Origin of the sequence: Alistipes sp. CHKCI003 (assembly GCF_900021155.1) — a bacterium.
Taxonomy (GTDB): domain Bacteria; phylum Bacteroidota; class Bacteroidia; order Bacteroidales; family Rikenellaceae; genus Alistipes; species Alistipes excrementavium.
Map to the genome: position 1 here is coordinate 13767 of NZ_FCNT01000027.1, position 14435 is coordinate 28201.

The following is a 14435-nucleotide window of genomic DNA, read 5'->3' on the forward strand; positions in this document are numbered from 1 at the left end:
GTCAATCCTCCTTTCGTTTTTTGCGCAGGACAAGCAGCAGCACGACGAATGCGGCGAAGACGCCGCCCGCGATCCATATGCCGTCGAGCGCATTGCGACCGCTCTCTTCGCCCATCGCCATTTGGTCCTTCTTCAGCACCATGCCGCTCTGTCCGGCCGAGACGTCGGCCGTCTGCATCGCCCGGAGCTGCTGCCGGTAAGCGGCCGCACGCTCCGGCGCCGTCTTGCCGGCGATGTACTCCTGCAACTTGGCATTGCCGCCGGAGAAGCCGGCGCCCGTCGAACCGAATTCGCGAACCAGATCGGTGTGCAATCCGGCCAGCGTGGCGATTTGTGCGTCCGAGGCGTGCCACATGCCTTTGCGGGCGGTTTCGAGCATCACGGCCGTGATCTCCTGCAAAGCCGCGGGATTCTGCTGCCGGAAGAACCGCTCGGTCCCCAGACCGTAGCTGTCCTCCACGTAGACATCGTAAAGACGGTCCCACATCGCATCGTCCACCACGTCGGGCTTCGTAACGTTCCAGCCGTACGTGTTGGTTACGACCTCCGTGATCTGCGCGGCGCTCGAAGCGCCGCCCTTCATCACCTCCTTGATGTATTCGGGGTTGAAGACCGTGGCGCGCGACTCGACGCCGATCGCCTCCTTCAATTCCTGCATCTTCACACGGTTGCGGTTGCGGTAGTCGGCGAAGTAGGCGTCGGGATCCTTGCCCGTAACGTTCCGCACGGCGAGGTTCATACCGCCCATGAATTCGTACACATGGTCGAGGCTGAGCGCACCCCACGTATTGCTCTGGCGGGGTTGCACCACGGCATCCGTGTTGTGGAGCACGGCACGCAGCAGCCCGGCCTTCATCTCGCCCCACTCCTCTTCGCCGCCGTACACGGCACCCATGTTGTTGAGGTACGTATCGGCGATCTGCGCCTCGTCCTGCCACTTGTCGCCGCTGGTGACGAGTTCCTGAATACCCGTGCCGTACATGCCGTTGACGCCTCCGAAGACGCGCTTGGTCGACAGTTCGCGGGCCTCCTTGGGCGAGACGCCCTGCCCCACGAGCAGGCGTTCGGTCTCCACCGTACTCTCGGCCACGCGGTTGCCGTTCGCGTCGCCCGTCGCCGAGGCGGCCATCTCCACGGCCCGCGAAATCAACGCGAGACGCGAAGCCGCCAGATCGCGGAACTGGCCCGAGGTCTGGACCACCACGTCGATGCGCGGCCGCCCCAGCTCCTCGGACGGAATGAGCCGCAGATCGCTCACGCGGCCGTAGGCGTCGCGCACGGGTTCGACGCCGAGCATGTAGAGCACCTGCGCGATCGTCGCACCCTCGCTCTCGATGAACTCGCTGCTCCAGAAAGTATAGCTCACCTTGCGCGGATAGTCTCCGTGCGTTTTCCGATATTGTTCGAGCGTCTGCCCGGCCAGCTCTTTGCCCCGCTCCCACGCGCGTTCGGAAGGTGTGGCCTCGGCATTGACCGCATAGAGGTTCCGGCCCGTGGGCACAGCCTGCGGATTGGCCACCGCATCGCCGCCCGATGTCGGGGCCACGTATCCGCCCGCGAGCGCATTGAGCAGCGAGCGCATCTCCGCCTCGGGGCTCTCGCGCAACGCCTTTTCGTAGGCGGCGACGTTCCCGATCGTCCGTGCGACCTCCGCGATAGCCTGCGCACGCCGTTTCTGTTCGCTCGTATAGGCCGCCGGCTTCCGCTCGCTCCGGGACATCATCATGCCCCGCTTGGGCGGTGCGAGCACCTCCCGGGCCTCCGCCAGTTCGGCAGGCGTGATCCCTGCCGTGCGGCAGATCAGAGCTTCGTCGGCCTGCGCTCCGTCCAGAATCCGGACGACCAGCCGGCGGGCCGGCTCCAGATAACGTTTCGTAAAGTACGGCTTGCTTTTCAACTGTCCGTCCGTTACTTTCCCCTCCTCGCGGTCGAGCGCAGCCAGTCCGTAGGCGATCGGATCGACGCTCATGGCCAGCACCGACGAACGGATCTTCGCGGGGCTGTAAGGCACGCCCGTCGTGTAGAGTTCGCCGGTGATCTTCTCGCCCGCGATCTCCTCCGCGAAGTTCTCGATCCGCACGATCTCCTCCTCCGTGTAGGGACGCGAAGGCACGCTGTCGAGCCTCAGATCGCGGTGCAGACCCATTTTCAGCGCGATCTTCTTCACCGCCAGCGACGCCTTCCCGCGCCCGTTTTCCGGAGCTTTCCAATAGTCCTCGATCCGGTCCGTCAGCTCCCTGTACTGGCCGCGGGTCTTGCTTTCGGTGAACGGAGGGGTGAGGTAGGAGATCGTCGCGGCATAGGAGCGCCGCTTGGCCATCATGCTCTCGCCGACGTTGCCGATCGTATAGTAGTAGAAGTGCGGCACGGCGCCCACGAGGCGGTCGGGCCAGTCGTAGTTGCCGAGCGCCACCTGTTTGCTGGGCGTGAACTCCAGACTGCCGTGCGTGCCGAAATGGATCACGGCATCGGCTCCGAATGCGTATTGCGACCAGAGATAGGCGCCGATGTAGGTGTGCGGCGGCGCGGTCTTGGCTCCGTGGACGATGGCGAACGCATCGTCGCCCACGGCGGCCATCGGCTGCGGCAGCAGCACGACGTTGCCCAAGTCGATGCGGGCGACGGCCAGCGAGGGCACTCCGCCGCGCACGGCGCTCATGTAGCTGCCCGGCGCTTCGCCGTACTGCTTCACCACGTCGGCATAGAGCCCTTCGGGAAGCGCCCGGCGCACCCACGACTCGTACTCCTCTTTCGATACCCATGCGGGACGGCCGTCGCGCATGTAGTCGTCGAACGCCCCCTCGGCATAGGTGCTGAGCACGGCGCCCTGCGTCATCAACAGCCGCTCGAACTCCTCCACGGTCGCCGGCAGGCCGTCAACCCGATACCCTTCGGCCCTGAGCCGCCGGAGCAGATTATAGAGCGACGGCACCGTTTCGAGCCCCTGCGCCGTCAGAGAGGATTGTCCCGCACCCTTGAAATAGTAGATCGCCACCCTCTTCTCGGCATTGGGCTTCTCCTTCAGCCGGACGAAGTTGCGGACGACCTGCGTGAACCGGGCCAGCCGGTCGGGCATGGCCCGGAAGAGGTAGACCCCGTCGGCGTCCATCACCTGATCGTTCACGGCATAGGGCCAGATGGCGCCGTCCAGCTCGGGGACGACCACGCTCTGCGAGAGGAAGCCGCCGAACATCCCCTGCGGGTCCTGCTCCCACTCCTCGCGCGTCGAGAGGATCGTGAGGGGCGAGAAGAGCGGAATATTCCGCTCCCGGAGCCATTCGACCGCGGCATCGCCCTCGCCCATGGCCATGCGGCCGTGCGCGAAATAGATGACCGCGTCGGGTTCGATCCCCTTCAGGAAAGCCAGACGTTTGCGATAGGACGAGATGGGATAGACGTTCATTCCTGCCCGTTCGAGCGAGACGATCAGACTGTCCGTATTGGCGCGGTTGCCGCTGAAAGGGTCGTTCAGACCGCCCACGATCGCCACCTTGGGCGCTCCCGCGCGGAAATGGCCCGCCTCGCGCAGATAGGATTCGTATTCGGCGACCGTCTCGAACGCACGCTCCTCGTCGAGATGGTACAACACGTCCGAAGCGCTCTCGACGGCCGCATCGGCCGCATCGGCGAAGAGACGCTTGCGGTCGATCTCGCGGCGGATGTAGCGCGCCATGTTGCGGTAGTTGCGCTTGTTGCCGTTGCTCAGGTAGGACTGCAAGCCCGCCTCTTCGAGGCTGTCGAGCGTCGAGATGTCGTTCTCGGGATTCGTCGCGGCATAGATGTAGACGGGCGTCCCCCGGTCGGCAGCCTTGCGGATCAGGGCCCGCTGCTCCTCGGTGATGTGCAGGCCCATGCCGAAGCCGAGAACGAAGTCGTAACGGCTCAGCCGGTCGAGCCGGTCGAGAGGCACCGTCTCGTATTCGACGAAGCGGTCCTCGTTGGACTTGACGAAGCTCGTGGTCTGGAAATTCTGGAAATTCACCAATCCGATGCGCGTCGCGGAGCCCCAGCGGCTCCATGCGGCCCAGAGGCATACCGCCGCAATCGCGGCAGCCAGCAGGACGATTGCTGTTTTTTTGCGTATCATGTTGTCGATGGACATTTCGGTCCGGATTTTCACACCGTTTGGCCGGCAGTCCCTCCACACGGTTCCGCCAGCCAAACACCTGTTCCGTTATCCGGTTCCGGTTTTCTATTTGAGCAATTCGTATTGGAGTTCCGGACGTCCGCGCTCGCCGCTGTCGCCCGAGCCGAAGCTGAGGAACTGGAGCTTGTAGTAGTTTCCGCCGCAATCCTTGATTACGAAGAAACGGTCGGTCTTGACGCCTCCCGTCGATCCGGGCATGGCAGGCGTACGCCACGTGGTGCCGATGGCATTCGCCGCGGTCTCGAACTCGGCCGAGGCGACGTCCTCGTACTTGAAATCGGCATACGTCTTCGTTTCGGTCATTACGGTGGCGACCTCCACGCCCGAGAGACGGTTGATCGTGATGACATCCTGCGAGAAGGAGAGCATGGGGCCCGAGGCCATCACCGTCGAAGCCGCGGCATAGGACCACATGAAATCCCACTTCTTCGCCTCGGCCTCCGCCTCGGTCGTCTTGCCCGTCGAGAGCGAAAGGCCCACGTAGTTGTAGAGCGGATCCTTGGCGATCTCCACGATCTTCGGTGTCGTGTCGCCCACAGTGCCGTATTCCACCTTATAGCCCTCGCCGTTGCGCACAACCTTCACCTTGTACCACAGCGTGCGGTCCTCCTGCCCCTCGGCATCCTTCTTGTTGTCCTCCGAGGCGACGAAGAATACCTTGGCTTCGTCGTCCGACGAAGCGATCCGACCGAAGACGGTCTTCGTCGGGTCGCCCTCCACATCGTCGATGAGCGACGTGATGTCGTCCGTCATGCCGCCGAGCAGACTCGGCGCCTTCTCGGCGTCTTCGAGCCCGACGGATGCGAAATCGCTCTTCTCCGTCGCCACGGCGAGCGTCGCGTAGGAGGAGTTGAGAATCACGCGGAACTCCTCGCCGCAGCAGAACCCGAGGTTCCAGCTCTTGCGGTCGATCTGCTGCTGGGTGCTGTTGCTCAGATCGACATAAACCATGTTGCGGTCGTTCTCATCACCGACCTTGCCTTCGAGTTGCATCTCCGTACCCGTGGAGACGATCGCCGTGAACGACAGCGTCGTCTCGGTCGTGGTTCCGATCTTATAGCCGGAGGTCGCCGAAAGCGATTCGATCCGGAATTTCACCGTACCCTCGGGATTGCGGCCCTCGGCTTTGGAAATCGTGAAGGAACCCGTAGTCTCGCCCGCAGCGATGGGCACCACGAGCATATCTCCGTCGAGCGCGGGGTCGGATACGATGTCCTCCGGAGCGACGTCGGACGAACTCATCCGGATCGTTACGGTGAATGCTTCCTTCGCCGCCCGGCTCAGTTTGAGTCCCACTTCGGCGGCATCGCCCTCCATGCCGATCTCCGAGACGGCGAAATCGACCGTCGTCTCCTGATAGGTCAGATCGCTGTCGTCGTCGCTGCAACCGCCGGCGACGACGACGGCAGCCATACAGCTCAATGCATAAAACAGTTTTTTCATTTTCTTATAGGTTTTTTGATTCGTTTATTTTTTGAATTTTCCGTTCAGCAACAGCTTCAGTCCGATCGACCAACTGCGGCCGCAGCCCAGATAGCTCGTCGAAGGAGTGTCGTCGGGCGAATCGGAAATCGTCTGGATCGAGGTCAGATCGAACAGATTCTTCACGCCGGCATTGATGCTCAGATAGGGCGTGATCCGCTGCGTTACGACGATCTCGCCCGTGTTGTAGCCCGGCAGACCGCGCAGATAGAATTCGTTCTGCTTCGAGCCGTCCGCCGCCGTGTATTCACGGTAGTAGTACTCTTTCCGCTGGCCCGTGTATTTGTAGAAGATATTGATGTCCGTCCCGCTCTTTTCGATGTGGTAATTGATGCTCGCGCTCACCTCGGGCGAGAAACGGAAGCTGTCCATCCCGTCGGCATCGGCAGAGTAGCGGTTGTAGCGTCCGATGAGCGAGAAGTTCACGCTCGCACGAAGACCGCCCCAGACGAGCGAATTTTCGAGCGATCCGCCGACCGTCTTGTAACGGTCGATGTTGTAGTAGGTGTAGAAGTTCGGCCGCGAGACATTCTCGACGAGACTGATCTTATCCTTGAAATCGTTGTAAAAACCGCTGAGGCTGGTCGTGAGACGAATCCGCTCGTTGTGCAGGATGCGCCATGTGAACGACCCCGTAACGTTGTGGGAATATTCGGCCTTGAGATCCGGGTTGCCGTCGATGTCGTGGTTGTCGTTGTGGTAGGACATGTACAACTCCTGAATGTTCGGCGTCCGGAAACCGTAGGCGTACGAAAGACGCAGGTCGAGCGAGGGCGCGAGGTTGAACTTGGTCAGCAGCGAGGGGATCGCGGCCGGCGTGTGGTAGTCGGCGAAGAAGAACGAGCGCACGCCCGGACGCAGACTCATCCACTCCCACGGCTTGTATTCGGCCGACAGGAACCATGCGGCATACGAAATCTCGGGACGGCCGGCGATCCGGTCGCCGTAGCCCTGCGTCCACTGGTACTCGACGCCGGGCTGGAAACTCAGCTTCGGCGAGACGACCCATGCCGCGGTTACGCGGGCGACCCATGCCTTGTAGGTGGTGGTGTCCTGCTCGGAGGGCAGGTCCGACAGCCAGCGGTCGCCCGTGGACTGGTCGGTGATGGTGGTGAACGTGCGGCGGCGGTAGTTCTGGAACGAGAACGCCCCGTTCAGGCTCAAGCACCGGGAGAGTTTCCAGTCGGCCTGCAGCTGGTGCGTATAGCGTTTCGAAAGATAATCCTTGTCCCGTACCTGCGAAGGGTTTTTCGGATCGTTGCCGTTCATGGGACCGTAGATGGTCTCGTCGAGGAAGTCGAGACGATACCAGACATTCAGGTTGCGCGCGTGATAGCCTACCGTGCCGTTGGCCATCGACTGATCCTTGGGATGCCAGCGTTTTTCGCGCCCCGTGAGATCGCCCGTCCAGCCGCCGTAGTCGTTGCGCGTGTAGCCGCCGTTGACGTAGAATCCGCTTTTGTGGTTGTAGGCCAGATCGACGCTCTCGTTGTGCAGACCGTCGCCGTGGAAGAACTCGTACTCCTTGCCCGCCGACTCCTCCTGCACGCGGGCGCCCACGCGCCACGTACTTACGGAAGTGTCCTCGCTGCCTTTACGGGTGATGATGTTGATGACGCCCGCCAGTGCGTCCGTGCCGTATACGACCGACATGGGACCTTCGACGATCTCGATGCGTTCGATGCTGTTGACGTCGATCTGGCTGAGGCTCGACTGTTTGTCGCCGCGGTCGATCATCGGAATGCCGTTCAGCAGAATCTTGATGTTCGAACCGCTCATGCCCATCAGCTCGAACGAAGTTTCGCCCAACGCCATGTCGTTCGAAAGGCGTATGCCCACCTCGGTGTTGAGCAGCGACTCGACGCTGGTCGGCGTCTTCTGGAGTATCTGTTCGCTGGTGATCGACCGGACCTTATAGAGCGAGTTGCGCATGGACTGAGGCGAGAATTGTCCCGTAACGACCACCTCGTCGAGCTGCGAGACGTTTTCGCGGATGGCGATGTCCGGGAAATCGTACCGGCGTCCCGCTTCGATGTGCACCGGAAACTCCTCGCGGTGGGCGGTGATGGATTGTACGACCATCGTATAATCGCCTGCGGGAGCCGTGAACTCGAACCGTCCGCGGGCGTCGGACGTACCGCCGTAGGTCGTATTCTTCAGCTGGACGGCGATGAACGGAGCCGGAGCGCCGTCCGAAGTGATGATGTTGCCCGCAAGGACTGCCTTGACATCCGATTGTCCCATTACGGCGAACACGGGAGCTATCGCAAGGATCGTGATGAACCAGATTTTCCGTATCATATTTCGTTCCGTCTTTTCGGCTGCAAAATTACGACACGGCCGAGGGTCCGTACAATCACCTCTTTTCGGTATTTTTTCAGCGTACAACTTACCTAAAAGGATACATTGGGGGGGGGCGGTCCCGGCCCGCCGACCGACCGGACACAAAACACCGGGAGCGGCCCCTCCATCCGGTCCGCTCCCGACACGCCGAAAGCGCCCCCCTACCGAAGCAGCACCCCGTCGATCTTCGCCCTCAAAGCGTCTTTGGGCATCGCGCCGGCGATCATTTGCGGCATACCGCCTTTCGGGACGAAAAGCAGCGCAGGAATGCTTCGGACGTTGAACCTCGCGGCAAGCTCCCGCTCGTCGTCTACGTCGACCTTGTAGACGTCGATTTTCCCCTCGTACTCCCCGGCGATCTCTTCGAGCACGGGCGCCATCATCTTGCAGGGTCCGCACCACGATGCATAGAAATCGACCAACACGGGCTTGTCGCCCTTCGATTCGAACTTCGAGGGCGAAGCCTCGTAATCGTACACGCGGCTCAAAAACTCCGCTTTCGTCAAATGCTTTACTTCCATTTTTTCCGGTTTTTCCCCGCTGCCGCTCCCGCGAACCGTCTGAACGGCTCCGACAGCAGCATCGGCATTGAATAAATAGACCTACAACCCTTATGTTCTCGGATGGCCGAAGACGAGTTTTTCCCTCCTCGCGGGCCTGCGCCGCCCCTCCTGCGCAGCCGCCGCCGTTTCCGTCGCCGCCACGGAGGCGGCCGCCTCCGGCTGCGAGCGGCAGAACGCCTCCTACGAACGGCATCCGAACCTCCCGGCGCCTGATCGCCGGCCAGAACGGGCGGGCGCTCCCTTCGAAAACGGGCTTCGTCTTCTCGCCTCCGCTTTCCGCACTTCACCGTGCAAAGATCGGGCATATCCGCTTTCCGGAGAGAGCCATTTTCACGGAAAGCGCGCAACTCCCCCTCCTCTTCCGATACGGACGGGCACAAAAAAGCCGGCGCACGAAGCCCCGGCTTTCCGTCCGCGCCGCAAGCTCACTTGCGGACATCCAGCGTCAACACCTCCGGATCGTTTTTCGTATAGGGCTTCCACAGAGGCAGCCCATCGGCATTCGGGTCGCCCGTGCGGACGAAATTCGTCCAATAACCGATCATGCGGTCGCTCAGCTCCCGGTCGGCGGCCGTAAACGGACGCCAGCTGCGGTCGAGCGTACCGAAAAGATACCACAGTTCGGCGGAATGGAACGCTCCGGCCCCGTCGCCGGGCAAAGCCCGCGCAAAGGTATAGAGATAAGCGGGCCGACGGCCCAGACTGTCGAGCAGCCGCCCGAAATCGGGTACCGACGCCTTCATCGGCTCCGGGTCTCCGGCGACGGAACCCACCAGATAAGGAATATCGGGCAAACGGCCTGCGAGCGCCGTTTCCTCGAAGCCGGCAGGCAATAGGCATCCGTCCGCATTGGGAGCCGGCCGGAACCCTACGGCGGATTCGGCGGCATATTGCGCCGCGAGTGCGCACAGTCTTTCGGCGGGACAGGCCCGCATCCGGTCGAGCGTACCCAGACCGGCGAACTCCGTGAAAGCCGCACCCGAGGCTTCGGCGTCGGCAAGCTTCTGCCACCGGCCGAGCCCCCGAAGGCCGCCGCCGCTCTGGATCGCGGCGCCGGCGATCATCCCCTCGCACGAGGGCGAAGCCACCAGACACTGCACGCTGCCGGCACCGGCACTCTGACCGAAGACCGTGATCCGGTCGGGATCGCCTCCGAACTGCGCGATATTGCGGCGCAGCCACGCGAGTGCCGCCCGCTGGTCGAGGATGCCGTAGTTGCCCGAAACTCCGCGAGGACTTTCGGCCGACAACAGCGGATGGGCCAGAAAACCCATGATTCCCAGCCGGTAGTTGACCGTTACGAGAATCACGCCCCGCCGTGCGAACGCCTCGCCGTCGAACTCCGTTTCGTGGCCGTAGCCCTGTATGTAGGCGCCGCCGTGAATCCACATTGCCACGGGAAGCTTCGCCTCCGGCTCGCCCGCCGCCGGAGTCCATATGTTGAGGTAGAGGCAGTCCTCGCTGCGAACGGGGTCGCCCATCCAGAAAAACTCCCGCTCATAGAACGATCCGACTGACTGGTCGGCCTGCACCGCAGCCGGGCCGAACGCATCGGCACTCCTCACGCCGCTCCACGGCTCGGGAGGCTGCGGTTCGCGCCAGCGCAAATCGCCCACGGGAGGCGCGGCATAGGGGACGCCCTTGTAGACGATCACCCCTTCGGTCGCGGTTTCCACACCGCGAATACGGCCGCTCTCGACGGTCAGTACGGGATTGTTCGCGGGGCTGCCGCAAGCGGCCAGCAGCGCCGCTCCGCACAGGAGTACGTAAAAAACGGGTGGTTTCATAGCAGGATTCGTTTCGTTTCAGGCCGCAAAGGTAACGATTTCCCGGGAAACGAACGCATCCGGAGCGACGATCCCGCGGCGGAACGGGGCATTCCGCCCGCCGCCCGCATCGGTGCAGCTCCCTCTGCCGCTGCGGCATAACGAACGGCCGGCATGCGCCGAGGACGCCTCTCGCGAGGGAAAAAGTTGTTTCGAAGCGGAATTTGCATTATCTTGCCGAAAAAACCACGCCATGGAGACGAACATACGATTCATACCCTTCGAATCCCCCTCGGACAGGGGGTGGACGGAGGCTTGGGAACTCTACGAGAACGCATTCCCCTACAAGGAGCGCCGCTCGCTCGCCGATCATCTGCGGGCGCTCGCCGATCCCCGCTTCGAAGCCGACGGCATCTGGACGGGCGACGCACTGGCCGGTATCATCTATCATTGGGACTGCGGCAGCGGCAGCCGCTACGTGGAACATCTGGCCATATCCCCCGCTCTGCGGGGGCAGCACATGGGATCGAAGGCGCTCGCGGCATTCTGCGAACGGGTCGGCCGCGTCATACTCGAAATAGATCCGCCGGTGGACGAGATCTCGATCCGCCGGCTCCGCTTCTACCGACGGCTGGGATTCGTCGAAAATCCGCACGAATACCTCCATCCCTCGTTCCGCGAACCTTTCGTTACGCACAAACTGGTGCTGATGAGTTATCCCCGTCCGCTCGACGACGGCGAAGCGCGTCGTTTCGCCGATTTCGTCCGCGAAACGGTGTTGAGCTACTCCGGACACAAAGAGCCCCGACTGCCGAGACTGTAAGGGAAAACCGGCCGGCGAGACAGGCATCCGCATCGCCTGACGGGGCCGTCCGCATCTGGCGCACGGCCAATGCCGCCGGCGAAACGCCCGTTCTGCACCTCCGCGCACCGACCGCCGCGCCCCCTTCGAACCGGACGCAACGGATGCGGCGTTCTCTCTTCGGTTCGATCGCACCGCGACGTGTCTCCGCACCCGGCATTCACGGACAACGCAGGTGCGATCGGATCCGCTCCCGCGGCGTCAGCCCAACCCGCCCGCTTCGGCGAATTCGCGGACCGACCGGACATAGTGGGCGATGGTATCGTCCATCGAGACGAACGACTTGCCGCCGGCCGCATTGCGGTGGCCGCCGCCGTTGAAGTATCTGCGGGCGAAGAGATTCACGTCCACGTCGCCCCTCGAACGCAGCGACACGCGGATGAACTTGCGGTGGGCGAGGAACATGGCCGACATCTTGACCTTCTTGATCGTCAGTGCATAGTTGACGAACCCCTCGCTGTCGCCCTGCTGGAACTGAAACCGACGCATCTCGCTCTCCAGCAACGACATATAGGCAACGGTCCCCTCTTCCAACAACTTCATCTTGCGGTCGATGGCATAGCCGAACAAACGCGCACGGCCCTCGGTATAGGCATTGTAGACATTGTTGTGGATGCGCGGAATGTCGATCCCCGTTTCGGCCAGCACGGCCAAAGCGCGGTAGAGCGCAGGCGTAAGATACGAGAACGAGAAGTTGCCCGTGTCGGTCATCATGCCCACGTAGAGCGCTTCGGCCATGGCCGGCGTGATGATCTGCGTGCCGAACATCTTCTCGATCAAGGCATAGACCACGAAGCACGTGCTCGACGAATCGGGATAGGAGAACATGAGATCGAAATCGGGATCGGGCGAGAGGTGGTGGTCGATCAGCACGCGCTTCGCGGCGGTATTGCCGGCCAGCGTATCGCTCAGGATTTCGAGCCGCGACACGGCATTGAAGTCGAGGCAGAAAATGATGTCGGCCTCCGCGATCGCGGAGGCGGCGACCCCTTTCTCGTCCGTCTTGAAGGTAACGATGCCGTCGATGCCCGTCATCCAGTCGAGGAAATAGGGATAACGGTTCGGAACGACGCACGTTACGCGGTGTCCCATGCGCACCAGCACGTCGCGCCATGCGAGCGACGAACCGACGGCATCGCCGTCGGGGTTGGTATGCGATACGATGACGATCCGCCGTGCGGGAGTTTCGAGCATTCGCCGCAAGCTCTCGGTCTGTTGTAAGGTAATCTCCATAATACGGTTTCGCTTGAGGGGTTGACAAAGATACGAAAAAGTCGAGCGCAAAAACAAATTTATTTGCATTTCGCCGAACGGGAGTATCCAAGACGAAGTCAAAGATACGAAAACTCGCGTGTAAAAACGAATTTTAATCGTTTTCGCCGAACGGGAGTATCCAAGGCAGCGTCAAATATACGTAAAAAGGGCGACATTCGGAAATGCCGCCCTCGATTTTGGGAATCGCACCGCTACTGCTCGTCGAGCAGGACCAGCGAACCGACCGGATGCCGCTGCGGGAAATCCGCTCTGTAACGTTGTTTCACGACCATGCTGCGGCTCTTCCGAAGCGAGGATGCAGCCCCGGGTTTCTCGCCGGTCCTGATCCAGCTCGCCGCACGTGAGAAGAGTCCGTCGTCCAACGTACCGAAGTCGCCCGGATAGTAGTTCGCATCGTCGAAAATCACATCGGGCGTGAATCCGTCGCTGTAATCCTTGAAGCCCACGGCATTCTCCGAGTAGAACGTGATGGGGAGAAAATCGTAGTAGAGGTTGCCGACTTTGCGGTTCACGTATCCCTCCATGCCGACGTTCTTGCCCTGCGTCTGCGTGCCGATCAGGCGCACCTCGATGCCCATGCCGCGCAGACCGTTGATTATCAGCTCGCTCGCCGAAGCCGTATTGACCGAGCAGATCACATAGATCCGCTTCAGGCCGAGCGAATGGTTCAGCGCTTCGGCAATCAGCGAATAACTGCTGTCGCTGCCCGAAACGACGCTTTCGCCGATCTTGTACAGGGCGCCGGTCTGCCCCGCAGCCGTGCGCGATGCGTTGTACGTCGTTTTCACGTATACCTGCCCCTTGTACTCCTGCCCTGCGATGAGGGTCGCCAGCAGCGTACTCGAAAGCACCTCGCCGCCGCCGTTGTAGCGCAGGTCGAGCACGAGTTCCTCGGCACCCTCCGCCTTGAAGCGGTCGAAAGCCTCGAACAGGTCTTCGTCGTAGGCTCTCGAAAAGCCCATGTACAGCAGATAGGCGACTTTCCTGCCGTCGATATCGACCACATCCTGCTTGTATATCGCCGGATCGACGTAACTGAACGAGCTGAGGGTCATCTCGGGCAGGGGCGTGAGCACCCAATCTCCGTTGTCGCCTCCGCTGACCTCGTTGGCGACGATCCGCACGTTGTTGCCCTGAACCAGTTTCAGGAACATGTTCTGTTTGACGTCCGCCGACAGGTTTTTCGTGTATTTCACGCCGTCGACCTCCGTAACCATGTGTCCGCGCTTGAGTCCCGCCTCGTCGGCCGAGGAGCCGGGAGCCACGCCCATGATGACCAATCCGCCGATGTAGGGCTCTTCCTGCAGATAGCCGCTGATCACATTCAGAATACCCGTATCGTTGTAAGTCTCGCCCGCACGGGTGCTGCGGCTCTGTTCGTTCAGTTCGATGTACGAATAATACTCCTGCCGCACGCCGTTCTCCCAATACCCGTCGTCGTAGTTGACCGGGCGGCCGCTCGCGTCTTTCTGGGCGGCCACGCCGTCCAGAATGCTCTTGAGATATTCCTTGAAAGAAACCGTGTTGTCGAGCGCCACCTGATCGATGGCCTCGTTCCACAGATAGGCCTCCTTCATGTACTCTTCGATCCATTCGTTCACGGCCGTATCCGAACCGCTTCCGGCACCCGACTGAGTGAGCGTGCAAAGCACGGCATCCCTGTAACCGCTCACACGGATCGCCACCGTTCCTCGGCGGCTGGTCGCCGCGGTGTTCTGCGTGAACGATACCGTGATCTTGTTCGATCCCTTACCGCCGTCGGCGGGCACGATCGTAAGCCACGAGTCGTCGCTCGATACCGCCTCCCAGTCTCCGACCGCCGTGAAGGTGATCTTGAAACTGCCCGCACCGCCCGTTACGCTTTTCGTATTGCTGCAATCCTTTTCCGTCACGCCACCGTCCGGAAGATCGCTCCCGTTTTTGTCATCGCTGCATGCGACGAACGCGAATGCGGCGACAGCAACGAGCAGCGTCTGCAAATAAGAAATTTTCCCCAT

8 protein-coding genes are annotated in these 14435 nt (G+C 61.7%); 1 reads left to right on the forward strand and 7 read right to left on the reverse strand.

Annotation, left to right across the window (positions count from 1 at the left end):
• Position 1 precedes the first annotated feature (1 nt).
• The 5 genes from BN3659_RS04085 to BN3659_RS04105 all read right to left on the reverse strand — a co-directional run bounded on the left by BN3659_RS04085 (position 2) and on the right by BN3659_RS04105 (position 10322).
• Positions 2-4087, reverse strand: coding sequence for a cobaltochelatase subunit CobN (locus BN3659_RS04085; protein WP_091534926.1), 4086 nt, complete (start codon positions 4085-4087; stop codon positions 2-4).
• Positions 4088-4192: 105 nt separating this feature from the next.
• Complete coding sequence (locus BN3659_RS04090) at positions 4193-5590, reverse strand: HmuY family protein (RefSeq protein WP_091534785.1); 1398 nt, start codon at positions 5588-5590, stop codon at positions 4193-4195.
• Positions 5591-5614: 24 nt separating this feature from the next.
• Positions 5615-7930 (reverse strand): TonB-dependent receptor, encoded by a 2316-nt coding sequence (locus BN3659_RS04095; protein WP_091534786.1) that lies wholly within the window; start codon positions 7928-7930, stop codon positions 5615-5617.
• A 203-nt stretch (positions 7931-8133) separates the two neighbouring features.
• A complete protein-coding gene (trxA, locus tag BN3659_RS04100; RefSeq protein WP_091534788.1) occupies positions 8134-8493 on the reverse strand; it encodes a thioredoxin in 360 nt (119 codons plus the stop codon).
• A gap of 467 nt (positions 8494-8960) precedes the next feature.
• On the reverse strand, positions 8961-10322 hold the full coding sequence (locus tag BN3659_RS04105; protein ID WP_091534789.1) for a carboxylesterase/lipase family protein: 1362 nt from the start codon (positions 10320-10322) through the stop codon (positions 8961-8963).
• 232 nt (positions 10323-10554) lie between these two features.
• Here BN3659_RS04105 and BN3659_RS04110 point away from each other — a divergent pair, with 232 nt between their 5' ends.
• Positions 10555-11124, forward strand: a complete 570-nt coding sequence (locus BN3659_RS04110; protein ID WP_091534791.1) for a GNAT family N-acetyltransferase — start codon at positions 10555-10557, stop codon at positions 11122-11124.
• Between the two features lie 240 nt (positions 11125-11364).
• Here the strand turns inward: BN3659_RS04110 and BN3659_RS04115 are convergent, their stop codons facing one another.
• Positions 11365-12396, reverse strand: a complete 1032-nt coding sequence (locus tag BN3659_RS04115) for a DHH family phosphoesterase (protein WP_091534792.1) — start codon at positions 12394-12396, stop codon at positions 11365-11367.
• A 233-nt stretch (positions 12397-12629) separates the two neighbouring features.
• The gene (locus BN3659_RS04120) at positions 12630-14435 is read right to left on the reverse strand and encodes a S41 family peptidase (RefSeq protein ID WP_171847697.1); all 1806 of its coding nucleotides are present in this window, start codon (positions 14433-14435) and stop codon (positions 12630-12632) included.